Genomic DNA, 21,765 nt, shown 5'->3' on the forward strand with positions numbered 1-21,765 from the left:
CCATCAGAACCGGGTGAACTCGGATTCGTCCGGGGCGCTGGCCATGTTGTAGGCAAACGCCTTGGGCATGACCGGTGCCGGAGTCCGGGCCGGTTTGCGGCTGGACGGGCCGGGGGTGTTGTCGATCCGAGCGACCTGGACGGCGGATTTGGGCGGCGTGTCCAAGGTGAAGAAACTCATGGCCTGTTGCAGTTGCTCGGCCTGGCTGCTCATTTCCTCGGCGGTGGCGGCCAGTTCTTCGCTGCTGGAGGCGTTTTGCTGGGTCACTTGGTTGAGCTGGGTCATGGCGGTGTTGATCTGCGCCACGCCGGCGGCCTGTTCTTCGGAGGCGGCGCTGATTTCCTGCACCAGGTCCGAAGTCTTGTTGATGGAGGGGACCATCTCGTTGAGCAGGTTCCCGGCTTTTTCTGCCATGTCGACGCTGCTGGAGGACAGCTCGCCGATTTCCTGGGCGGCCACCTGGCTGCGTTCGGCCAGCTTGCGCACTTCGGCGGCGACCACCGCGAAGCCTTTGCCGTGTTCGCCGGCACGGGCAGCTTCGATGGCGGCGTTGAGCGCCAACAGGTTGGTCTGGTAGGCGATGTCGTCGATGATGCTGATGCGCTGGGCGATTTTTTTCATCGCCACCACGGTCTGCTGCACCGACTCGCCGCCGTCGGTGGCTTCCTTGGCGGCCTTGCTGGCCATGCCGTCGGTCACCTTGGCGTTTTCGGTGTTCTGGTTGATGCTGGCGCTCATCTGCTCGATGGAGGCACTGGTTTCCTCGACGCTGGCCGCCTGTTCGCTGGTGGCCTGGCTCATCGACTGCGCGGTGGCGCTGACTTCTTCGGAGGCGCTGGCCAGGTTGTCCGCGGCGTTACGCACTTCGCCGATGATGTGCGAGAGCTTGCCGACCATGTTCTGCATGGCGTTGAGCACCATGCCGGTTTCGTCCTTGGAGCCGCCTTCGATTTTTGCGTTCAGGTTGCCTTCGGCCAATTGTTCGGCGACAACCGCCGCCTGTTTCAACGGACGGGAGATGATGCGCGAGATGAACAGCGCCAGGCCCAGGCCCACCAGCAGGGCGGCAACCAGCACGGCGATGATCGACAGGCGTGCGTTTTCATACAGCTTGGTGCCGTGTGCACTGGCGACATCAGCGCCAGCCGCGTTGAGCTCGACCAGTTTTTGCAGGTCGCCGGTCACCAGGTCGAACCGACGCTTGGACTCGCCCTTGAGCATCGCATTGGCCTGCTCGGCCAGGTTCTGCCGCGACAATGCGAGGAGGTCTTTGCTGACCGCCAGATAAGCAGCCCAGTCGTTGCGGGTGGTGTCGAATACCTGCCGATCTTCAGCGCTGGAGAGCAATTTTTCGTAAGTGTCCAGGCGCGTGTCGAAGGCCTTCTTGGCTTCCTCGGCTTCTTGCTCGAGGGTGATTCGCTCTTGCTCGGAGTCGGCGACAATATGGCGGTTTTCCTTGAGGCGATAGCTCGCCGCATAGAAGCGCATGCCCGAGGCGGCGCGCATGGACGGCATCCAGTTTTCACGGATGTCGAGGGCGGTGTGGTTCACCTGGCCCAGTTGAATGATCGAGAACACCCCCATGACGGCGGTCAGCGCCAGCACCACAAGAAATGAAGTGATCAGTTTGGTGGCGATTCTAAGGTCGTAGAACCATTTCATTGGGAAGTACCTCTCCATGGAGTTGCTAAAAGCGTCAGCGAGCGTTGGCTTGTTGTAATTGGGTCGGGTTGAAGCGGTTTTCGGCCTGGGCGATCTGCGTGAGCAGGGCCGGTACGTCGAGAATCAACGCCACGGCGCCACTGCCCAGGATGGTCGAGCCACTGATGCCGCGAAGGGCGCCAAACAGTTTGCCCAGGGGCTTGATCACGGTCTGGAATTCACCGAGCAAGTCATCCACCACCAGCCCGGCCTTGAGTTCGGCGTAGCGCACCACCACCACGTTCTGCCGACGCGCGGGCGGGCCTTCATGGTTGAAGTGATCGCGCAGGTAGACCAGGGGCAGCACCTCGCCACGCAGGTCGAGGTAGCCTTGTTCGCGGCTGGCGAGCCCATCGTCTTCGCTCAGTTCGATGCATTCCTGGACCATGTCCAGCGGAATGACATAGGTCGACTGACCGATGCCCACCAGGAATCCATTGATGATCGCCAGGGTCAGCGGCAGGCGGATGCGCACCACCGTGCCCCTGCCGGGCTGGCTGTCGAGGTCGACGGTGCCGCGCAGCAGGGTGATGTTGCGCTTGACCACGTCCATGCCCACGCCACGCCCCGACAGGTTGGTGACGGCCTGGGCGGTGGAGAAGCCGGGTTCGAAAATCAGGTTGTAGATCTCCTGGTCGGTGGGGCTGGCACCCTGGGGCACCAGGCCACGTTCCTGGGCTTTTTCCAGGATCCGGTCGCGGTTCAGGCCGGCGCCGTCGTCGGCGATTTCCAGCACGATGCTGCCGGAGTCGTGGTACGCATTGAGGTGCAGGTGCCCCTTGGCCGGTTTGCCGGCGGCCAGGCGGGCCTCGGCGGTTTCAATGCCGTGGTCCATGGCGTTGCGCAGCAGGTGCATGAGTGGGTCGCCGATTTTTTCCACCACGGTCTTGTCCAGCTCGGTCTCGGCGCCGCTGATGATCAGGTCGATGTCCTTGCCCAACTCCTGGCTGACATCGCGCACCACCCGACGGAAGCGATTGAAGGTTTCGCCGATGGGGATCATGCGCAGGCGCAGGGCGCCGTCGAGGATTTCTTCCACCAGCCCGGAGACTGACGAAGTGGCTTCCTGCAACGGGTCGTTGTGGCAGGTGCGGGCCAGCAGGCTCGCACCGGCGCTGGCGATGACCAGTTCGCCCACCAGGTTGATCAACTCGTCGAGCTTGTCGGCATTGACCCGCACGTAGGTGCCGTCCTTGCCCTTGCTGTCGCTGGTCACCGGTTGTTTGTCGGTGGCGATCTGGGCGGGCATGCGCGGCGTCTTACGCTGGTCGCCGAGCAATTCGCCGGTGGCGACTAACGCGGTGTTTTCCTCGGGCGGCTCCGGCGAGGTCGTGACCAGGCCAGTGTTTCCCTGTGGCGCGGCGGCGTCATCGATGGCAACGATGTCGATTTCGCAGTCTTCCCGGACGAAGTCGAACACTTCGTTGATCGCGCTGTGACTCGCGGCCGAGCGAAACGCGATGTCGAAGCCCAGGTAACAGGACTCGGCGTCCCAGGCCTCGGCGGCGGGCAGGGCGTCGGTCAGGGTGGCGATGTCGACGATTTCACCCAGGGTTTGCAGGTAGCGCAGGAACGACAGCGGGTCCATGCCGTTGCGGAACACGTCCTGGCCGAAGCGCAGGGAGATGTGCCAGAGACGCGTTTCGCCGGGTTCGCTGGGGTTGGTTTCAGGGGCTGGTGTCGGGGCCGCGGCGGGCGAGGGCGCCTGGTACTCCTGCAGGATCTGGCACAGCTCCACTTCCCGTTGCAGGGCCGGCGGCGGCAGCGTTCCGCCCTGGTTGGCGGCCACGTTGATCAGTTCCAGCATGTGATCGCTGGACTTGAGCAGCACCGCGATCAGGCCGGCGTCCACCTCGACGCTGCCGTTGCGCAGGCGATCGAGCACGTCTTCGACGATGTGAGTGAAACTGACGATCGGTTCCAGGCCGAACAGCCCGGCCGAGCCCTTGATCGTGTGGGCCGCCCGGAAGATCGCGCCAATGGCGTCATCGTCGCCGGGGTCGGTTTCCAGTTGCAGCAGCGACTCTTCCATCGCTTGCAACTGTTCCCGTGCCTCGACGATGAAGGTCTGTTGTGCCTGATCGAGATTGATGCTCACGCTCATATCCTTTGTCGTGTCCGACGTCCCTAGGCAACCAGGTTGCACAGGGCAAGTGTTTCGGTGACGGCCTTGCTTTGGCCGGTCAGGCTCAGTTGAGTCCCGGCCCTGGAGGCCTCGCGCTGTACCATCAACAGCAGTTGCAGGCCGGCGCCGTCCATCTCGGTGATCTGCGACAGATCCAGGGCCATCCGCGGTGTTGCGCCCAGGTGCGGCAACCATTGCGCGGCCAGTTCGGCCGCGGTGTAGATCGTCAGCTCGCCGTCGATGTGCACCTGGGCGGTGTCATCGGTTGTTTCGTAGTGCAACGGCATCTAAGCCTCCGGCCATCAAGGAAGAATCAGCTTGGAGACCGCCGCCAGCATCTGCGCCGGCTGGAACGGCTTGACCACCCAGGCTTTGGCCCCAGCGGCCTGGCCTTCCTGTTTCTTCGATTCCTGGGATTCGGTGGTGAGCATGATGATCGGCGTGAACTTGTAGCTGGCCAGCTTCTTGACCTCCTTGACGAAGGTGATGCCGTCCATGTTGGGCATGTTCACGTCGCTGATGATCAGGTGCACTTTCTGGCCGTTGAGCTTGCCCAGGGCGTCCCTGCCATCGCTGGCTTCGATCACGTCATAGCCGGCACTTTTCAACGCGATGCCGACCACCTGCCGAACGCTCGCGGAGTCGTCGACAACCAATACACTTTTAGCCATGAACGGCTCTCCTAAAAGAAGGTTATTTCCTGTGAAGTCTGTTGCGCGCTCGAGTCGCCGTGGTGATTGCGGCGTTGCTCGTCGGTGGCGTAAGTGGTTTCCATGCGCGCCAGCCATTGGCGGGCGTCGATGGAGACGGCCTGTTCGGGCGACTGACTGGCCTGCTGCAAATGCACATGCAGGTCCTCGATGTTGTCGCGCACGTGGCTGAGGATCTGGCTGACCCGGTCTTGGAATTGCAGGCTGACCAGCACCTCGGTGAGCTCATCGCGAATGCCGAAACTTTCTTGTTGCAGCATGTCGGCCGAGTCGGCCAGCCGGCCAGTGACACTCTTGAAGCGCTCCAGCACTTGCTGGATGCTCTGCTCGGAGGCGCTGACGGAATGGCTGTCCTGGTCGGCACCGCTGGACGCGGCATGGACCAGTTGGGTGATGGCGGTGTTGATGATGTCGACCTTGGCCGACATCTGCTGGCCGGTCTCGCTGGACTTGCTCGACAGGCTGCGCACGGCGTCGGCCACCACGGCAAAGCCACGCCCGGCTTCGCCGGCACGGGCGGCTTCAATGGCGGCGTTGAGGGCCAGCAGGTTGGTCTGCGCGGCAATCGCCGCGACGTCGGCGGCCATGGTCCGCAGTTCGCCGGTATAGGCCGTCAGGTTGCGCACCTGGGCCAGGGTTTCGTCGCGGCTGGCCTGGGTGGCCTTCAGGGAATCGATGACCTTGACCAGTTCGCCTTCGCTCTGGGCCAGCACCTGCACAGCGCCGCCACTGCTCTGCCCGGCCAGTTCACCGGCGGCCAGTTGCGAGGCTTGCACGGTGTCTTCCAGGCGCGACGAAATGCCGGTGAAGCGGCTGGTCAGGGAGACGATCGCGGTTTCGGTCTGCTGTCGGGAGCTTTCGACTTGCTTGGCCCAGATCGGCATGGCACCGAGAATGACTTCGTTGAATTGTGCGTGGGTTTTATGAGCCTGGTGCTCGCTGCCCTGCAGGTCGTGGTCGGCCATGGCGGCGGCGAGGGCGCTGTCGAACTGCTGGCGTTGTACGCGCGCTCCCCATATGCCACTAACCACGCCCAAGGCCAGGATCGCCACGCTCAAGCCGATGTTCGATGCACTCGCGCCATTGAGCGCGAGCACGCCAACGCTCGCGGCAATGGCCACCAGCACGGCACTCCAGAGGATGCGCGGTTGTGGTTGGGAAAGGGAATGACCGTGAGAATACGACGTCATGGTTCGGTCCTTGAACAGTGTTGCTAACAGGTTATTTGCGAATAACTGGTTATCTGCGACCCTTACTCGGACTTTAAGACCGGCTGTCCGATTCCGGTATTGCGGTAGGCATTGGCCTACCCAGTACGTGGCACTGTGCCTTCAGATTAGACGCTGTGTGGGAAATGTCGAATGGCCCCGACGAAGGTATGAACCCCATTGGCGAGATAGCGGGTGCGCGGGGCTTTTGTGGCGAGGGAGATGGCTCAAGGGAACCTTTGTGGTGAGGGAGATGGCTCAAGGGGCCTTTGTGGCGAGGGAGCTTGCTCCCGCTGGAGCGCGAAGCGGTCCCAAAAGCGGCTGGCGAGGTCAGCCTGATACACGGCGTGTCCAGGTTTCGGGGCCGCTGCGCAGCCCAGCGGGAGCAAGCTCCCTCGCCACAAGAGCCACAAGAGCCACAAGAGCCGCAAGAGCCAAAAGAGCCAAAAGAGCCAAAAGAGCCAAAAGCCAAGAGCCACAAGAGCCACAAGAGCCACAAGAGCCACAAGAGCCACAAGAGCCATAAGAGCCACAAGAGCCATAAGAGCAGCCTGCGCCGAATCTTCTGAAACGAGTTGTATGGATTGAGCTAAATTACCGGCACCCGGATTTTCAAACCTGCCATCAGAGTCCTCATGCCCACCCAGCCTCTCTGGAAAACCTATCTCCTATTCCTGCTTCCCATGGTCCTGTCCAACTTCCTGCAGTCCATGTCCGGCACGCTCAACAGCATTTACATCGGTCAGATGCTGGGGACCCAGGCGTTGGCAGCGGTGTCGGGCATGTTTCCCATCGTGTTTTTCTTTATCGCGTTGGTGATCGGCCTGGGCGCGGGGGCCGGGGTGTTGATCGGGCAGGCCTATGGCGCCGGCGAAACCGGCAAGGTGAAGGCGATTGCCGGGGCGACCTTATTGCTGGGGGCGATCATCGGCCTGGCGGCGGCGGTGCTTGGCAGTGTCTTTGCGCGGGAGGCGTTGCAGGGGCTCGGCACGCCGGCCGATGTGCTGGAGGACGCCGTTTCCTACGCCCGGGTCATGCTGTGGATCTTGCCGATGTTGCTGGTATTCGTGCTGTTCACCCAACTGCTGCGCGGGGTGAGCGATACGGTGTCACCGATGTTGGCGCTGCTGGTGTCCACCAGTGTCGGGCTGCTGCTCACGCCGGCGTTGATTCGCGGCTGGCTGGGTTTGCCGCAGATGGGCATCCAGAGCGCGGCATGGGCGGGGCTGGTGGGGACGACGTCGGCGATGCTGATGCTGGCGTGGCGCCTGAATCGTCGCGAGCATGCCCTGGCGCCGGACCGTGCGTTGTTCGCCGCGATGCGCCTGGACAAGGACATCCTTGGCAAAGTGCTGCGCATTGGCCTGCCCACAGGGTTGCAGATGGTGGTGATTTCGTTGTCAGAGTTGGTGATCCTCGCGCTGGTCAATCGCCACGGTTCCGAGGCCACGGCGGCCTACGGCGCGGTGACGCAGATCGTCAACTACGTGCAGTTTCCGGCGCTGTCGATTGCCATCACCGCCTCGATCCTCGGCGCCCAGGCCATCGGTGCCGGACGCCTGGAGCGCCTGGGGCCGATCCTGCGCACGGGGCTGGCGATCAACCTCTGGCTCACCGGTGGGCTGGTGCTGCTGGGCTATCTGTTGTCCCACTGGCTGTTGGGGCTGTTCATCACTGACCCGGCGGCGCGGATCCAGGCCGAACACCTGCTGCATATCATGCTTTGGAGCTTGCTGGTGTTCGGTTTCCAGGCAATCGTTGGCGGCATCATGCGCGCCAGCGGCACGGTGCTGGCGCCGGTCGCCATTTCGATCTTCTGCATCGTCGCCGTGCAAGTGCCGGCGGCGTATCTGCTGGACGCCCGCTTCGGGCTGCAAGGGGTGTGGATGGCGTTTCCGGTGGCTTACCTGAGCATGCTGCTGTTGCAGACGCTGTACTACAAGCGGGTGTGGCAGCATCAGCCGATCGAGCGGTTGGTGTAGATCGCTGCTGTGTGACACAACTCAAATCCAAATGTGGGAGCGGGCTTGCTCGCGAATGCGGTGTTGCATTCAACAACAACATTGACTGATCCACCGCCTTCGCGAGCAAGCCCGCTCCCACAGGTTCGGGGCATAGCGATGTTACAGTGGCCGTCATGCGCCCCTTCATCATTGAGGATCCGATGCCTGTCACTCTGCGCTCTAACATCGCCTACCGCGCCTTCCTGTTCGACATGGACGGCACGCTGCTCAATTCCATCGCCGCCGCCGAACGGATCTGGACACGCTGGGCCCTGAGCCATGGCGTGGACGTGGCGACGTTCCTGCCGACCATCCATGGCGTGCGCGCCATCGACACCATTGCCCGCCAGCAACTGCCGGGAGTGGATGCCGAGGCGCAGGCCGAGAAGATTACCCGGGAAGAAATCGAAGACGTCGAAGGGGTGGTGCAAGTGCCCGGTGCGCTGACGTTCCTGGAAAGCCTGCCGCCGGAGCGCTGGGCAATCGTCACCTCCGCCCCCATGGCGTTGGCCTTGCGTCGCATGGAAGCGGCGGGCATTCCCCGTCCCGCCGTGATGGTCACCGCCGAAGACGTCAGCGACGGCAAGCCCAACCCTACCTGCTATCGCCTGGCTGCCGAACGCCTGCACGTGGCGCCCCAGGAGTGCCTGGTCTTTGAGGACGCCGAGGCCGGAATCCGGGCAGGCGAGGCCGCCGGGGCTGACGTCCTGGTGGTGACGGCAACGCACACGCACCCAGTGGTGACCCTTCATCCGCAGATCAAGGATTACCTCGGGCTAGGCCTTGAAGTGGATGAAGCCGGGCTGATGCGACTGACCCCTCTTTCGTAATCTCAGCAGATCCCCTTTATGGATGCGAGCCTAGGGGCAAACCTGTGGGAGCAAGCTTTGCTCCCACCTTGGACCTGCAGTGGTCTTTGAACCGGTCAGGTCACCACGCGATAGCACGGCACATACGCCGCGCCGCCCGGCAGTTTCATGCGGTGCTGGGCGACGAAGGCCTGGAGCAGGCGGTCGAGGGGTTCCATGATGGCGGGGTCGCCGTGGATTTCGTAAGGGCCGTGTTCCTCGATCAGGCGGATGCCCTTGTCCTTGACGTTACCGGCCACGATTCCCGAAAACGCCCGGCGCAGGTTGGCGGCCAGTTCGTGGGCCGGCAGGTCGCGGCTCAGGCCCAGGCTGGCCATGTTGGCGTGGGTCGGGTCGAACGGGCGCTGGAAGCCCTCGTCGATCTTCAGCAGCCAGTTGAAGTGGAAGGCGTCGTTGCGCTCGCGGCGGAACTGCTTGACCTCCTTGAGCCCCTGGGTCATCTGCCGGGCCACTTCGGCCGGGTCATCGATGATGATCTGATAGTGCTTCTGCGCCGCCTCGCCCAGGGTGGCACCGACAAACGCGTGCAACTGGTCGAGGTACGGCGCGGCGCTTTTCGGCCCGGTGAGCACCACTGGGAAGGGCAGGTCCTGGTTGGCCGGGTGCATCAGGATACCCAGCAGGTAGAGGAACTCTTCCGCCGTGCCGGCGCCGCCCGGGAAGATGATGATGCCGTGGCCGACCCGCACGAAGGCTTCCAGGCGTTTCTCGATGTCCGGCAGGATCACCAGCTCGTTGACGATCGGGTTCGGTGCCTCGGCGGCGATGATGCCCGGCTCCGTCAGGCCCAGGTAGCGCCCGCCATGGATGCGCTGCTTGGCGTGGGCGATGGTGGCGCCTTTCATCGGGCCTTTCATCACGCCCGGGCCGCAGCCGGTGCAGATGTCCAGGCTGCGCAGGCCCAGTTCGTGGCCGACCTTCTTGGTGTATTTGTATTCTTCGGTGTTGATCGAATGACCGCCCCAGCACACGACAATTTTCGGCTCGACACCCGGGCGCAGGGTGCGGGCGTTGCGCAGCAGGTGGAACACGTAGTCGCTGATGCCCTGGGACGAGCTGAGGTCGATGCGCTGGCTGTCCAGCTCGTTCTCGGTGTAGACGATGTCGCGCAGGGCGCTGAAGAGCATTTCCCGGGTGCTGGCGATCATTTCACCGTCGACGAACGCATCGGCTGGCGCGTTCAGCAGCTCCAGGCGCACGCCCCGGTCCTGCTGGTGAATGCGGATCTCGAAGTCCTTGTAGGCTTCCAGGATGGTCTTGGCGTTATCGACATGGGCGCCGGTATTGAGGATGGCCAGGGCGCACTGGCGGAAGAGGTCGTAGATGCTGCCGGAGCCGGCTTCGCTCAGTTGTTGCACTTCGCGCTGGGACAAGGTTTCCAGGCTGCCTTTCGGGCTTACCGAAGCGTTGATTACATGTCTTTGAGTCATTCAGCTTTCCTTGAAAACGATGCCATGCACACAACGACGGCATCTTGAAAAAAACGTCCACACCGAAAGATCGCACGATCCTTGCGCCATCGCCATGGACTTCGATCCTCGCCCGGCGAGTCGGTAGCGATACAAAATGAGCCCCAGCATAGCTAAATCGACCGGGCAGGCGATAATGCGTGACTCTTTTGATGCCGTACAAGGAAATTGCGCCACGATGTTCGAGATCAAACCGTGGGATGGCGACACCTACCGCAGGCAGACCCGCCGCAGCACCCTGATCATCGCGGTGGTGTTCCTGGCCCTGGCGATGTTGCTGTCCAGCCTGGCCGTGATGCTGTTGGGTACGCCCGGAGGCGATAACTTTCGCTTCAACCTGGGCGGAGTGATGGTCGCCGTGTTGGCGATGGCGGTGCTGATGCGCCAGTATTTCTGGTCGCAGCCGTGGATGGCCGCCGCGGTGTACGGCTGGCAGCTCAAGCGCAGCCTGATGAAAATCACCAACGTCATGCACCAGGTGACGGCCGGTGTGCAGGCCCAGGACCCCGCCGCCATGAAGCTGCTGCGCTTCTATCACCTGGGGCTGGCGCAGATGCATCAGCTGGACGCCAACTCCAGCGCCCAGGGTTCCCTGGCGCGAGAGGCCGACGCGCATCTGGCCAAGATGCAGGCGTTGGGCCTGGACCCTGAACAGTCGCGCCTGGACCCGAGCTGGATCGAGACGGTGAAGCAAATCCATAGCGCCGGTTGATCGCAGAGTTGCCGAGGCGCGCCATTCGTCGGTAGGCCGCCAGGAAAATCAAACCCGCCCCCGGCACTGTCTTTCTCATGAACAGTCATGAAAAGGAGAGATGACATGCCAGATCGAAGCGTTTATGGCGTCTGGACACTGCTTTGGGCGACGGCTTTGGGATTGACCGGTTGCGCGGGCGGCACGAGCGGCTCGCCCGTCGATGCGCCGGGCGCTGCGAAGACCCCGACCACCGCGACGCTGGAAACCGGAGCGCGGCTCATGCAGGACAAACCGCCGTTGCGGGCCCTGGACACCTACCTCGATGGTTTTCATTTCTATAACGGGCGGATGTCCGGGCAAATGGAAGCGCATCACTACTGCACGGCGCTGAACGAGGAAGTCTTTCAGTGCGCGATCTTCGACGGCAACACCGCCAGCGCCAAGCTGATGGGCGTCGAGTACATCATCAGCAAGCGTTTGTTCGAAGGGTTGCCAACCAGTGAAAAACAGCTGTGGCACAGCCATGTGCATGAGGTGAAATCCGGACAATTGATCGCGCCGGGGATCCCCCAGGCCGCGGAAACCCGGCTGATGGAAAACCTGGTCGGCACCTATGGCAAGACCTGGCACACCTGGCATACCGAACAGGGCAACGCACTGCCTTACGGTGTGCCTCAGTTGATGATGGGGTTCACGGCCGACGGGCAGATCAGCTCACGGCTGGTACGCGAGCGGGACGGTCGGATGGGCATCGACAGCGAAGCGAAAAAGCGGGCCCGAGCGGGTATTGAAGCGCCGGCGATCGATCCCGGTGCGGACGCCTGGCAGAAAGGGCAGGTGTGGCAAATCAAGGATCCGACTGGGGATCACACCCATTAAGAGGTTGTCGAAATTCCGCTTTTTTGTGGCGAGGGAGCTTGCTCCCGCTGGGCTGCGCAGCAGCCCCATTAACCCTCAGGCATATCACTGACCGAGTTGAGCAATAGAGGGGGCTGCTTTGCAGCCCAGCGGGAGCAAGCTCCCTCGCCACAGGGTATTCGGAGTAATAAAGGGAGTAAGTGCGTTTCGGAATAGTTTGAACTACGGCTGTTTGAAATGCCCCGGCACACCATGTTCTTCTTCGTTGGGCCGGGTTTTTTTCTGAACTTGGACATCGCTGAGTTCAACATCCTTGAGTTCACTGAACGTCGCCCTCAAGAGTGCTTCGGCTTCGTCGGCACTCAATGTCTCGGTGCTTGCCTCCACCACACGATTGTCAGGTTGGTTGTTGCTGATGAAACTGATGATGAATCGATCCTGGTTGCTCATGGGCGGCCTCGCTGCGGTTAAGCGCCAGGGCGCAGCAGTACTGCGCCCCGACGGTTTTCCAGGTTACGATTTCCTGCCGCCGCCATGGCTGCGTTCGCCACCTTTGCGGCCGGCTTCAGAGGCTTTTTCCCGGTCATTTGCAAAATTGCCGCCCGAAGCGTGTCCGCCTTTCTTGCCGGCTTCCGAAGCTTTCTCACGGTCATTTGCGAAATTACCTGGGTTCTTGTTTCCGGTGTTAGCCATTTTGAGAATCCTCATTTTGGTTAAAGCGAGCAAAAACTGCCTCGCCTAACTGTGAAAGAAAATTCCCGAGGGAAGTTTAAAGAAAACGTTTCGTTGGCGACGAACGGTAATCAGCTTGTTAAGCGCAGGGGGAAAGTTATACAGCCGCTTCGCTTGGAAGTTGTACAAGATTGCCGCTTTTAATTGAAAATCCAACGAACATGTTATTTGTTAATGCCATGGTTTAATCTTCACCACCACTGACTTTCCAATGCTTGGCTTGCGCAGGGAACACCACTTGTTCGACCCGGTGGGCGATGCCAAAGGCCAGGGAATTCTCGGCCGGAATCACTCGTTCCTCGGCGCACAGGCACTTGAAAATATCCAATTGGGTCGCCGCGCCGGCGGTTTCCTTGACGTAGATCTCCACGTACCGCGCCACGTCGTTGTCCAGGCTGGACAGGTACTCGCGCAAGCGTGAGTGGTCCACGGATTTCTGGCCGAAATACCAGTTCATCGGATGAATCAGGAAGCGCGAATGGGGGGTGGTGGTGCGGTCGCTGGCGGCCAGGAACATGACGATGCCCATCGACTCGATATTGCCGGCATTGACTGCACGCACCGGCACCGGGAGGGACTTGATGAAGGTATACAGCGTAAAACCGAAGTTGGTGCTGCCGCCGACGGTGGAGAGGTTGAGCATCAGTGAGTCGGCGCCTTGCTCGATGGCCTCCAGGCAGTTGTCGCGAAAGCGTTCCGTGGTTCCCTGGTCGATCTGGCAATGAAAATGGACGATGTGTTCGGACATCTGAAACTCCTGTCGATTTCACCCTTTTTGAATACCTGCGCAGTGGTCGTGCCCTACAGTTGGGAGTCCGGTGGTCTGCCGATGTTCCACCGCCTTGACTCGCCGCGGGTCCATTGCGTTAACCCGATTGCGCCTGTTCGCAGGCCTCGGCCGTTTGGGTCATCCGCTTCAAGAATAGCGCCAGTCCGGCTTCTTCTTCGCTGAGGCCTTTGCGGGCCCGGGGTTTGGGCAAGGCCTTCAGGGCACCGAGCAGGAAACCTTCTACTACTGCGGGGTGGATGTAGCATTTACGACAGACGGTCGGCGTGTTGCCCAGCTGTCGAGAGACCTGCCTGACCATCTCGGTGACGTGTTTCTTGGCTTCGGTCTCGGTTTCCCAACGCAGCGCCCGCAGCCCGGCCAGCGCCGCTGCGCTGCCGGCCCAGGTGCGGTAGTCCTTGGCGGTGAAATCGGCGCCGGTCAGCGTCTTGAGGTAGGCGTTGATGTCCGAGGAGCTGATGGAGTGGCGCTCGCCATGTTCGTCCAGGTACTGGAACAGGTTCTGCCCGGGGATCTCCTGGCAGCGCTTGATGATCCGCGCCAGGCGCCGGTCCTTCACGGTGATCTGGTGCTCGACGCCGCTCTTGCCACGGAACTGGAAGGCGATGGCGCTGCCGTTGACCTCGACATGTTTGTTGCGCAGGGTGGTCAGGCCGTAGGAGCGATTGGCGCGAGCGTATTGGGGGTTGCCGACGCGAATCAGGGTCACGTCCAGCAGGGTGATGACCGTGGCCAGCACTTTGTCCCGGCTGAAGCCAGGCGTGGCGAGGATTTCTTCCAGGCGTTTGCGCAAGCGTGGCAGGGCGCGCCCGAACTCCAGCATCCGCGAATACTTGTCCGCGTCGCGCACCTCACGCCAGCGCGCATGGTAGCGATATTGCTTGCGCCCGCGGGCATCGCGCCCGGTGGCCTGGAGATGACCACGGGGGTCGGTGCAAATCCAGACATCGGTGTAGGCCGGCGGCACCGCCAGGGCGTTGATGCGCTGGATCTCGGCGGCGTTGGTGATGCGTTGGCCCTGCGGGTCGAAATAACAGAATTTGCCCCGGAGCTTCTTGCGGGTGATGCCCGGGGCCGTGTCATCGACATAATGCAGGTCGGCCGGCAGTGCATCCGGCGGCAGGGTGTCGGGCATGAAAAAAGTCCTTGGCAACGAATCCGGTGGCCTGTGAATTCATTGACCGCAGCCCGTTGCGGTCGTGCCAAGATTCTGAGGTCCCCCCAAACCTGTGGGAGCGGGCTTGCTCGCGAAAGCGGTGGGTCAGCCAGCAAAAGTATTGAATGTGCCGTCGCCTTCGCGAGCAAGCCCGCTCCCACAATAGAGTGGTGTGGCTCGATACCCTAAGCCAACACCGCCACCGCCTTGATCTGCGCCCACAACACCTGCCCCGGGTGCAGCTTCAACTGGTCGCGGGAGTAGCGAGTAATGCGCGCCAGCAGCGGGGTGCCGGCCGCTTCCAGGCGGATCAGCACATGGGCGGCGTTGTCGGCGGCCTGTTCGCTGATCACGGTGACCGGCAGGCGGTTGAGAATACTGGTCTGGGCATCGTTCGCCAGGCTGAGGCTGACATCCCGGGCCTGGACCTTGAAGCGCAGCGATTGGCCGAGGGCCAATGAGGTATGGGCCACGCGAACGTTCAGTTGGCTGTCGGGCAGGTTCAAGGTCAGCAATTGATACGCCGGGTCATAGCCGCTGACCTTGCCTTCGATCACCACCCCGGCGTCATCTCCCAAGGCCAATGGCAGGTCGAGCCGGGCCAGGGTTTCCCCGACGGGGCCGCTGGCCTGCGCGCGACCAGCGTCGAGCAGCACGATGTGATCGGCCAGGCGCGCCACTTCGTCCTGGGAATGGCTGACGTACAGCACCGGGATGTCCAGCTCATCGTGGAGCCGTTGCAGATAAGGCAGGATCTCGTTTTTACGTCGGGTGTCTAGGGCCGCCAGCGGCTCATCCATCAGCAACAGACGCGGGCTGGTGAGCAAGGCGCGGGCGATGCCCACCCGTTGGCGTTCGCCGCCGGAGAGGTTGTGCGGCTGCCGATCGAGCAAGGGCCCGATGCCCAGCAGGTCGGTGGCCTGGTCCATGTCCACCCGCCGTTGTGCCGGTGCAATGCGCTTGAGGCCGAATGCAAGGTTGGCCCGCACCGACAGATGGGCAAACAGGCTCGCCTCCTGGAATACGTACCCCACGGGACGCTTGTGGGGCGGCACGAACACACCGTGCTCAGTGTCCTGCCACACCTGGCCGTTGACCTCGATAAACCCCTGGGCCGGCCGTTCCAACCCGGCAATGCAGCGCAGGCAGGTGGTCTTGCCGGAACCGGAAGGCCCATACAAGGCTGTCACGCCACGGCCCGGCAGTTGTACATCCAGGTCCAGGGAAAACGCCCCATGGTCGAGCTGCAAACGCGCGTGAATCATCGATCAGCTCCAGCCAGCGCGGGCTCGGCGGCTGGAGTACAGCGCCAACAGCACGAGGAATGAAAACACCAGCATCGCCGCCGCCAGCCAGTGGGCCTGGGCATACTCCAGGGCTTCGACATGGTCATAGATCTGCACCGACACCACCCGGGTTTTCTCCGGGATGTTGCCGCCGATCATCAGCACCACGCCGAATTCGCCAACGGTGTGGGCGAAACCGAGGATCGCCGCGGTGATGAAACCGGGGCGGGCCAGGGGGAGGATCACGCTGAAAAACGTGTCCCAGGGCCCAGCCCGCAAGGTGGCGGCGACTTCCAAGGGGCGACTGCCGATGGCGGCGAAGGCGTTCTGCAACGGCTGCACCACAAACGGCATGGAATAGATCACCGAGCCGATCACCAACCCGGTGAAACTGAAGGTGAGGGTGCCCAACCCGAGGGCTTGGGTGAACTGGCCGATCCAGCCGTTCGGCCCCAACGCCAGCAATAAATAGAAGCCGATCACCGTGGGCGGCAGCACCAATGGCAACGCCACCACCGCACCCACCGGCCCGCGCAGCCAGGAGCGGGTGCGCGACAGCCACAAGGCGATGGGCGTGCCGATGAGCAGCAGGATCACCGTAGTCAGTGACGCCAGTTTCAGGGTCAGCCAGATGGCGGCGTAATCGGCGCTGGTCAGGGGCATTTAGCGTTGGTAACCGTAGGTCTGGATGATGGCGGCGGCTTTCGGGCCTTTAAGGTAATCCACCAGGGCGGCGGCGGCGGGGTTGTCCCGGCCTTTGTCGAGGATCACCGCGTCCTGTTTGATCGGATCGTGCAGGTCGGCAGGGACGATCCATGCCGAACCGCTCGTGACTTTGCCGTCCTTGTACACCTGGGACAAGGCGACGAAGCCCAGTTCAGCGTTACCGGTGGAGACGAACTGATAGGCCTGGGTGATGTTCTGGCCTTCGACCCGTTTGCCTTTGACCTGGGCGGTCAAGCCGAGCTTGTCCAGCACCTGGGTCGCGGCCAGGCCATAGGGCGCGGTTTTCGGGTTGGCGATGGACAGGTGTTGGAAGTCGCCATGCTGGAGGACCTGGCCCTTGTTGTCGACATAACCGGCCTTGGCCGACCACAGCGCCAGGGTGCCGATGGCGTAGGTGAAACGCGAGCCCTTGACGGTGTCGCCTTCGCTTTCGAGCCTGGCCGGGGTGGTGTCGTCCGCGGCGAGGAACACTTCGAACGGCGCGCCGTTCTTGATCTGCGTGTAGAACTGCCCGGTGGCGCCGTACGCGGCTACCAGTTTATGCCCGGTGTCTTTTTCGAAAGCGGCGGCGATGGCCTGGATCGGCGCGGTGAAATTGGCAGCGACCGCCACCTGCACCTCGGCGGCCTGGACGGCACCAATCGTCATGAACGGGAACAGTAACGGCGCGAAGTGGGTGAGGCGCATGGGTGAGGCTCCGGGGCAGGTTCGCTATATACCGGAATATATAGCGAATGACCGACAAACGGAACGCGGCATTTTGCCTGGGTAGTGAGGATGCCAGGGCTGACCCCATCGCGAGCAGGCTCGCTCCCACAGGTCCGGCGGTGTATCCAGATTTGGCGGTTGCCCCCCTATCCCTGTGGGAGCGGGCTTGCCCGCGAAGACGGCGGCACATTCAACACCATTGCCAACTGACCCACCGCTTTCGCGAGCAAGCCCGCTCCCACACGAGGCCTGAGGAGGCAGCAGGATTTATGTTCACCCCAGAACCCTGTGGGAGCGGGCTTGCTCGCGAAGACGGCAGCGCAATCAACACCTATGCCAACTGACCCACTGCTATCGCGAGCAAGCTCGCTCCCACAGGTACATTGGCATCACCCAATGTTGTGGTTGCCAGCAATCCCTTGTGGGAGCGAGCTTGCTCGCGATAGCGCTCGATCAGACATTCGCCCTGTGGAGTCGGGCCAATGCCTCCTCGGCCAACCGCCGCGTCAACTCGGCCGCCGGCAACTCGCGGCCCAGAGGGAAGGCCTGGCCGGCCCAGAGGTTGCTGAAGTCCGCTTCGCCCTTGGCCCGCAGCGGCATCAACGCGCCGCCGGCCAGGGGGAACGCTGGGGCCAGCGGACTCATCGGGCCCACTTCGCGCATCACCCGGTTGACGATGCCCCGGGCCGGACGGCCGGTGAACAGGTTGGTGACCGCGGTCTGGCTTTCCTTGGCCGTGCGCAACGCCCGGTGATGGGACGCGCTGATCTTCGCCTCGGGCGTGAACAGATAGGCGCTGCCCAATTGCACCGCCGAGGCACCGAGGGCGAACGCCGCGACAATCCCCCGCGCATCGCCAATGCCACCGGTGGCGATCACCGGCACCTTCACCGCATCCACCACCTGCGGCAACAAGGCAAACAGCCCGACCTGGGTGTTGAGGTCGTCGCTGAGGAACATTCCGCGATGCCCCCCGGCTTCATAACCCATGGCAATGATCGCGTCGCAACCGTGCTGTTCAAGCCAGATGGCTTCCTCGACGGTGGTGGCCGAAGAAAGGATCTTCGCCCCGGTGGCCTTGACCCGGTCCAGCAGGGATTTTTCCGGCAAACCGAAGTGGAAACTCACCACTTTGGGACGGATCTCCTCCAGCACCCGGCAGGCTGCATCATCGAAAGGCGTGCGGTTGGACACTGGCGTCGGTGCGTCGAAGTCGACGCCCAATTCCTCGTAGTACGGCTTGAGCCGTTGCTTCCAGGCCTCGGCCCGTTGTTCGTCGAAGGCCGGTGGCTGGTGAGCGAAAAAATTCACATTGAATGGTTTGTCGGTCTGCTCGCGGATGGTCGTCAGCGCCTGGCGCAGTTGTTCGACATCGAGCATCGCCGCCGGCATCGAACCCAGCCCGCCGGCATTGCAGGTCGCGACCACCATGGCCGGCCCGGTCACCCCGGCCAACGGCCCCTGGATGATGGGCAGCTCGATGCCGAGCAAGTCAAGAATGCGAGTGTCTGGCCACTGGCTCATGTACGGGTCTCCGACGGCAGAAGGAAACAGCGTTTTTAACAGGTGTGGGCCGGCGACGGCCAGTCGAGTTTTTCAATCGAGTACTCGCCGCTTGATCCCGGCGCCGTGAGGGTTACCATGCGCGCTTCATACACAAGGAGCCTGACCCATGGATGTGAAACTCAAGACTGTCGAACCCTTCACCGTGGCCGGTTTGCAGGTGCGCACCCGCAACGCCGACGAGCAGCATCCCGACACGGCGAGGATCGGCCCGTTGTGGCAACGATTCTTCACCGAAGGGTTGTTCGACACGATTCCGGCCCGGCAGTCGGAGTCGTTCGTCTACGGTGTCTATTCCCATTACGAGTCCGACGCCACCGGCCACTTCGACGTAACGGCCGGGGTGCAGGTGGATGCGACCAGCGCAGGCTACCCCGCCGTGGACATCGAGGGTGGGGATTACCTGGTGTTTTCGGCCAAGGGGCCGATGCCCGATTGCGTGATCCAGACCTGGGGCTTGATCTGGGCGTACTTCGCCGATAACCCGCAGACGCTGCGCCGTTTCACCACCGATTTCGAGGTCTACAGCGGCCCCGAATCGGTGGCGATCTACATCGGCATTCAATCCCCGGACGAGCGCTCCAGCGCCAGCAACTGACGCTTGCGCTCCACGCCCCAGCGATAGCCCGACAGGTTGCCGTCGCTGCGCACCACCCGGTGGCAGGGGATCGCCACTGCCAGGCTGTTGGCGCCACAGGCCTGGGCCACGGCGCGCACGGCCTTGGGCATGCCGATGCGCTGGGCGATCTCGGCGTAGCTGGCGGTGCTGCCGGCGGGGATGTCCCGCAACGCTTGCCAGACTCGCTCCTGGAAGGCGGTGCCGCGCAGGTCCAAGGGCAGGTCCAGGCCCAAGGCGGGTGCTTCGATGAAGCCCACCACTTGGGCGATCAACTGCTCGAACTCCCGGTCGGCACCGATGAGGTTGGCCCGGCGGAATTTGTCCTGCAGGTCCCGCACCAACGCATCCGGATCGTCGCCCAGCAGGATCGCGCACACGCCACGCTCGCTTTGCGCCACCAGGATCGCCCCGAGGGAGCACTGGCCGACGGCGAAACGGATGTCGGTGTTCTGCCCGGCGGCGCGGTAGTCGGCGGGCTTCATGCCCAGCACCTTGTCGGCTGCCTCATAGAAGCGGCTGTTGGAATTGAAACCGGCGTCGTACAGCGCCTCGGTGATGGTGCCGCCATCGGCCAGGCGTTCGCGGACCTTGCGTGAGCGGTGGGCGGCGGCGTAGCCCTTGGGCGTCAGGCCGGTGACGGCCTTGAAGACCCGATGGAAATGAAAGGGACTCAAGCCGGCGCGGTCTGCCAGTTCATTCAGGCCGGGCAGCGCCTCGGCCGCCTCGATCTGCCGGCAGGCCGCCGCGACCCGGGCCGCTTGTTGGGCGGCGACCTGGGTCTGGTCCCGGGCCACGCGCTTGCTGGGCCGGTAGCCGGCGGCCTGGGCCTGTTCCGGCGTGTCGAAGAATTCGACGTTGCGCGGGTTGGGCAGGCGCGACAGGCTGCTGGGGTGGCAGTAGATGCCAGTGGTTTTCACGCCATAGACAAATGTTCCGTCGGCGCGCGGATCGCGGGCGAGCACGGCGGCCCAGCGGGGATCCTGTTCAGGGGCGAGATTGTTTGAAGTGCTGTTCATGGTCGTTATTCCATTGGCCCGTTTTGGCTACATTAGCCAGCCTGCGAGAGGGCGACACTCCGGGTCTTGCGGTCGAATTCTGCACCTTCACCCGGCGGTGCGAAACGTCAGGTTGATCCGCTGGGCGCCCAGGCGCGGGTGTTGTCCTTCCTTGAGCGGCAGCACGCCGTGGTAACGCAAGCGGTCCACGCCGCCCCAGACCACGATGTCGCCATGGAACAGCGGGATGCGCAGGCTTTTGTCGCTGCGCGCGAAGCCGCCGAACAGGAACACCGCCGGCAAGCCCAGGGACATCGAGACGATGGGGGCGTCGAGGGAGCGCTCGTTCTTATCCTGGTGCAGCGACATTCGCGCGCCGGGCACATAGCGGTTGATCAGGCAGGCGTCGGGCTCGAATGCCTCGAACCCCGCCTGGCGGGCGGCGGCCTGGGCCAGTTCGCGAAACACCGTCGGCATGTCGGGCCAGGGGCGGCCGGTCTGCGGGTCATGGGCAGTGTAGCGATAGCCGCTGCGGTCGGTGGTCCAGCCCAGCGCGCCGCAACTGCTCAAGGCCACCGACATGGTAAAGCCGCCGGGCGTGACCATCTGCCGGAACGGCGCAGCTTGCAAGACGTTCTCCAGGGCCGGCAGCAAACGCTCGAGCCAGGGCAGGGCGAACCCGCGCAGCACGAACGCTTGCTGGCCGATCTGTTCGACCTGGCCGGGCGTGGTGGGCGCCTGCTCGGCGAACAGGTCCAAGGTGACCGGTGTGTCGTCATTGCGCATCATGAAAAATGATTCCCAAGGTGTGCCGTCTGCCGCTGCGCACGCAGCTGACGCCATGGCGCATGTTCACCCGATAATAACCGCGAACGCCTTTGACCGGCCGCTGGTGCACAGCAAACACCAGCGCATCGCCCTGTTTCAGATCCATGACCAGGGGCCGCGACTGCATGCGCGGGCGTTGTTCGGTGAGGACAAACTCGCCACCGGTAAACTCCCGGTCCGGTTCCGACAGCAGGATCGCGACCTGCAAGGGGAACACCTGTTCGCCGTACAGATCCTGGTGCAGGCAGTTGTAGTCCTGCGGACCGTATTGCAACAACAACGGTGTGGGGCGCGATTGTCCGGCGGCGTGACAGCGCTGGATGAAGTCGGCGTGTTTGTGGGGGTAGCGCACGTCCAGGCCCATGCATTCATTCCAGCGGTTCGCCAGCGGCACCAGCATGGGGTACAGCGACTGACGCAGCTGTTGGACGAGGTCCGGTAGCGGATAGCGAAAATACTGATACTCACCGCGCCCGAATCCATGACGGGCCATGATCACCCGTGAACGGAAAAGACTGGGGTCGGTGTACAAACCACTCAGTTGTCGACACTGCGATGGCGGCAGCAGGTTGCGAATGATTGCACAGCCGTCCTGGTCGAGGCTTTGCTCCAGGGCGGGCCAGTTCAGGTTGGCGAGGTGTTGGGGCAGGGAAGGCGGAGGGGGCACGATGGCAATCCTTGTTGGAAGGACTGTTCAGTCTGCGCAGTGCTGCGTTGCCGGGCACTCC

21 protein-coding genes and 1 pseudogene are annotated in these 21,765 nt (G+C 62.8%); 5 read left to right on the plus strand and 17 right to left on the minus strand.

The window, feature by feature from the left end; genetic code table 11:
* Positions 1–3 precede the first annotated feature (3 nt).
* The 5 genes and pseudogenes from J3P88_RS11370 to J3P88_RS11390 all read right to left on the minus strand — a co-directional run.
* The gene (locus J3P88_RS11370) at positions 4–1,662 is read right to left on the minus strand and encodes a methyl-accepting chemotaxis protein (protein ID WP_250964940.1); all 1,659 of its coding nucleotides are present in this window, start codon (positions 1,660–1,662) and stop codon (positions 4–6) included.
* 34 nt (positions 1,663–1,696) lie between these two features.
* Positions 1,697–3,799 carry a chemotaxis protein CheA gene (locus tag J3P88_RS11375; RefSeq protein WP_434575267.1) on the minus strand — a complete coding sequence of 701 codons (2,103 nt, stop codon included), beginning with the start codon at positions 3,797–3,799 and terminating at the stop codon, positions 1,697–1,699.
* 29 nt (positions 3,800–3,828) lie between these two features.
* Complete coding sequence (locus J3P88_RS11380; RefSeq protein ID WP_186709274.1) at positions 3,829–4,113, minus strand: STAS domain-containing protein; 285 nt, start codon at positions 4,111–4,113, stop codon at positions 3,829–3,831.
* 15 nt (positions 4,114–4,128) lie between these two features.
* Positions 4,129–4,497, minus strand: a complete 369-nt coding sequence (locus J3P88_RS11385; RefSeq protein WP_186709275.1) for a response regulator — start codon at positions 4,495–4,497, stop codon at positions 4,129–4,131.
* 11 nt (positions 4,498–4,508) lie between these two features.
* Positions 4,509–5,450, minus strand: a pseudogene (locus tag J3P88_RS11390) (methyl-accepting chemotaxis protein); the annotation flags it as partial.
* Between the two features lie 929 nt (positions 5,451–6,379).
* On the opposite strand from J3P88_RS11390, the gene J3P88_RS11395 reads away from it, so the two are divergent.
* Together J3P88_RS11395 and J3P88_RS11400 are read left to right on the plus strand one after the other, a co-directional pair.
* Positions 6,380–7,726: an MATE family efflux transporter gene (locus J3P88_RS11395; protein ID WP_411387174.1), complete on the plus strand. Its 1,347-nt coding sequence runs from the start codon at positions 6,380–6,382 to the stop codon at positions 7,724–7,726.
* Positions 7,727–7,908: 182 nt separating this feature from the next.
* Positions 7,909–8,577, plus strand: coding sequence for an HAD family hydrolase (locus tag J3P88_RS11400; protein WP_434575269.1), 669 nt, complete (start codon positions 7,909–7,911; stop codon positions 8,575–8,577).
* A gap of 95 nt (positions 8,578–8,672) precedes the next feature.
* Here J3P88_RS11400 and ppnN read toward each other — a convergent pair whose 3' ends face one another.
* The gene (gene ppnN / locus J3P88_RS11405; protein WP_053122984.1) at positions 8,673–10,046 is read right to left on the minus strand and encodes a nucleotide 5'-monophosphate nucleosidase PpnN; all 1,374 of its coding nucleotides are present in this window, start codon (positions 10,044–10,046) and stop codon (positions 8,673–8,675) included.
* Positions 10,047–10,263: 217 nt separating this feature from the next.
* On the opposite strand from ppnN, the gene J3P88_RS11410 reads away from it, so the two are divergent.
* Positions 10,264–10,797, plus strand: coding sequence for a DUF3087 family protein (locus J3P88_RS11410; RefSeq protein WP_434575270.1), 534 nt, complete (start codon positions 10,264–10,266; stop codon positions 10,795–10,797).
* A 105-nt stretch (positions 10,798–10,902) separates the two neighbouring features.
* Positions 10,903–11,658: an OBAP family protein gene (locus tag J3P88_RS11415; protein WP_434575272.1), complete on the plus strand. Its 756-nt coding sequence runs from the start codon at positions 10,903–10,905 to the stop codon at positions 11,656–11,658.
* 201 nt (positions 11,659–11,859) lie between these two features.
* Here the strand turns inward: J3P88_RS11415 and J3P88_RS11420 are convergent, their stop codons facing one another.
* The 8 genes from J3P88_RS11420 to J3P88_RS11455 all read right to left on the minus strand — a co-directional run bounded on the left by J3P88_RS11420 (position 11,860) and on the right by J3P88_RS11455 (position 18,556).
* Positions 11,860–12,087 carry a hypothetical protein gene (locus tag J3P88_RS11420; protein WP_434575273.1) on the minus strand — a complete coding sequence of 76 codons (228 nt, stop codon included), beginning with the start codon at positions 12,085–12,087 and terminating at the stop codon, positions 11,860–11,862.
* Positions 12,088–12,150: 63 nt separating this feature from the next.
* Positions 12,151–12,330 carry a general stress protein gene (locus J3P88_RS11425; protein ID WP_082343568.1) on the minus strand — a complete coding sequence of 60 codons (180 nt, stop codon included), beginning with the start codon at positions 12,328–12,330 and terminating at the stop codon, positions 12,151–12,153.
* Between the two features lie 223 nt (positions 12,331–12,553).
* On the minus strand, positions 12,554–13,117 hold the full coding sequence (locus J3P88_RS11430; RefSeq protein WP_186709285.1) for an ATP-dependent Clp protease proteolytic subunit: 564 nt from the start codon (positions 13,115–13,117) through the stop codon (positions 12,554–12,556).
* A 118-nt stretch (positions 13,118–13,235) separates the two neighbouring features.
* A complete protein-coding gene (locus J3P88_RS11435; protein ID WP_434575275.1) occupies positions 13,236–14,291 on the minus strand; it encodes a DNA topoisomerase IB in 1,056 nt (351 codons plus the stop codon).
* A 206-nt stretch (positions 14,292–14,497) separates the two neighbouring features.
* Positions 14,498–15,577, minus strand: a complete 1,080-nt coding sequence (modC, locus tag J3P88_RS11440; RefSeq protein WP_434575277.1) for a molybdenum ABC transporter ATP-binding protein — start codon at positions 15,575–15,577, stop codon at positions 14,498–14,500.
* Between the two features lie 3 nt (positions 15,578–15,580).
* Complete coding sequence (modB, locus tag J3P88_RS11445; RefSeq protein WP_186729699.1) at positions 15,581–16,261, minus strand: molybdate ABC transporter permease subunit; 681 nt, start codon at positions 16,259–16,261, stop codon at positions 15,581–15,583.
* On the minus strand, positions 16,262–17,011 hold the full coding sequence (gene modA / locus J3P88_RS11450; protein WP_434575279.1) for a molybdate ABC transporter substrate-binding protein: 750 nt from the start codon (positions 17,009–17,011) through the stop codon (positions 16,262–16,264).
* Between the two features lie 474 nt (positions 17,012–17,485).
* Positions 17,486–18,556 (minus strand): NAD(P)H-dependent flavin oxidoreductase, encoded by a 1,071-nt coding sequence (locus tag J3P88_RS11455; protein WP_434575281.1) that lies wholly within the window; start codon positions 18,554–18,556, stop codon positions 17,486–17,488.
* Positions 18,557–18,704: 148 nt separating this feature from the next.
* Here J3P88_RS11455 and J3P88_RS11460 point away from each other — a divergent pair, with 148 nt between their 5' ends.
* Positions 18,705–19,193: a GyrI-like domain-containing protein gene (locus J3P88_RS11460; protein WP_434575283.1), complete on the plus strand. Its 489-nt coding sequence runs from the start codon at positions 18,705–18,707 to the stop codon at positions 19,191–19,193.
* On the opposite strand, the gene ada is transcribed toward J3P88_RS11460, so the two are convergent.
* From ada to J3P88_RS11475, 3 genes are all read right to left on the minus strand, one after another.
* Positions 19,157–20,230, minus strand: a complete 1,074-nt coding sequence (gene ada, locus J3P88_RS11465; RefSeq protein WP_434575285.1) for a bifunctional DNA-binding transcriptional regulator/O6-methylguanine-DNA methyltransferase Ada — start codon at positions 20,228–20,230, stop codon at positions 19,157–19,159. The genes J3P88_RS11460 and ada overlap by 37 nt on opposite strands.
* A gap of 87 nt (positions 20,231–20,317) precedes the next feature.
* Complete coding sequence (gene alkB / locus J3P88_RS11470; RefSeq protein WP_434575287.1) at positions 20,318–20,998, minus strand: DNA oxidative demethylase AlkB; 681 nt, start codon at positions 20,996–20,998, stop codon at positions 20,318–20,320.
* A complete protein-coding gene (locus tag J3P88_RS11475) occupies positions 20,985–21,704 on the minus strand; it encodes a 2OG-Fe(II) oxygenase (protein ID WP_434575289.1) in 720 nt (239 codons plus the stop codon). Before J3P88_RS11475 ends, alkB begins: the two co-directional genes overlap by 14 nt.
* Positions 21,705–21,765 lie beyond the last annotated feature (61 nt).

It is taken from the genome of Pseudomonas sp. Z3-6, from assembly GCF_051131985.1.
Classification (GTDB): Bacteria; Pseudomonadota; Gammaproteobacteria; order Pseudomonadales; family Pseudomonadaceae; genus Aquipseudomonas; species Aquipseudomonas zanjanensis.

Bases quoted from the DNA above. Each gene is read 5' to 3' on its own strand.
- ppnN (WP_053122984.1), bottom strand. From the start codon at position 10,046: ATGACTCAAAGACATGTAATCAACGCTTCGGTAAGCCCGAAAGGCAGC.
- J3P88_RS11385 (WP_186709275.1), bottom strand. From the start codon at position 4,497: ATGGCTAAAAGTGTATTGGTTGTCGACGACTCCGCGAGCGTTCGGCAG.
- J3P88_RS11400 (WP_434575269.1), top strand. From the start codon at position 7,909: ATGCCTGTCACTCTGCGCTCTAACATCGCCTACCGCGCCTTCCTGTTC.
- modA (WP_434575279.1), bottom strand. From the start codon at position 17,011: ATGCGCCTCACCCACTTCGCGCCGTTACTGTTCCCGTTCATGACGATT.
- J3P88_RS11395 (WP_411387174.1), top strand. From the start codon at position 6,380: ATGCCCACCCAGCCTCTCTGGAAAACCTATCTCCTATTCCTGCTTCCC.
- J3P88_RS11370 (WP_250964940.1), bottom strand. From the start codon at position 1,662: ATGAAATGGTTCTACGACCTTAGAATCGCCACCAAACTGATCACTTCA.
- ada (WP_434575285.1), bottom strand. From the start codon at position 20,230: ATGAACAGCACTTCAAACAATCTCGCCCCTGAACAGGATCCCCGCTGG.
- J3P88_RS11455 (WP_434575281.1), bottom strand. From the start codon at position 18,556: ATGAGCCAGTGGCCAGACACTCGCATTCTTGACTTGCTCGGCATCGAG.
- J3P88_RS11410 (WP_434575270.1), top strand. From the start codon at position 10,264: ATGTTCGAGATCAAACCGTGGGATGGCGACACCTACCGCAGGCAGACC.
- J3P88_RS11415 (WP_434575272.1), top strand. From the start codon at position 10,903: ATGCCAGATCGAAGCGTTTATGGCGTCTGGACACTGCTTTGGGCGACG.
- modB (WP_186729699.1), bottom strand. From the start codon at position 16,261: ATGCCCCTGACCAGCGCCGATTACGCCGCCATCTGGCTGACCCTGAAA.
- J3P88_RS11430 (WP_186709285.1), bottom strand. From the start codon at position 13,117: ATGTCCGAACACATCGTCCATTTTCATTGCCAGATCGACCAGGGAACC.
- J3P88_RS11380 (WP_186709274.1), bottom strand. From the start codon at position 4,113: ATGCCGTTGCACTACGAAACAACCGATGACACCGCCCAGGTGCACATC.
- alkB (WP_434575287.1), bottom strand. From the start codon at position 20,998: ATGATGCGCAATGACGACACACCGGTCACCTTGGACCTGTTCGCCGAG.
- J3P88_RS11435 (WP_434575275.1), bottom strand. From the start codon at position 14,291: ATGCCCGACACCCTGCCGCCGGATGCACTGCCGGCCGACCTGCATTAT.
- J3P88_RS11420 (WP_434575273.1), bottom strand. From the start codon at position 12,087: ATGAGCAACCAGGATCGATTCATCATCAGTTTCATCAGCAACAACCAA.
- J3P88_RS11425 (WP_082343568.1), bottom strand. From the start codon at position 12,330: ATGGCTAACACCGGAAACAAGAACCCAGGTAATTTCGCAAATGACCGT.
- modC (WP_434575277.1), bottom strand. From the start codon at position 15,577: ATGATTCACGCGCGTTTGCAGCTCGACCATGGGGCGTTTTCCCTGGAC.
- J3P88_RS11460 (WP_434575283.1), top strand. From the start codon at position 18,705: ATGGATGTGAAACTCAAGACTGTCGAACCCTTCACCGTGGCCGGTTTG.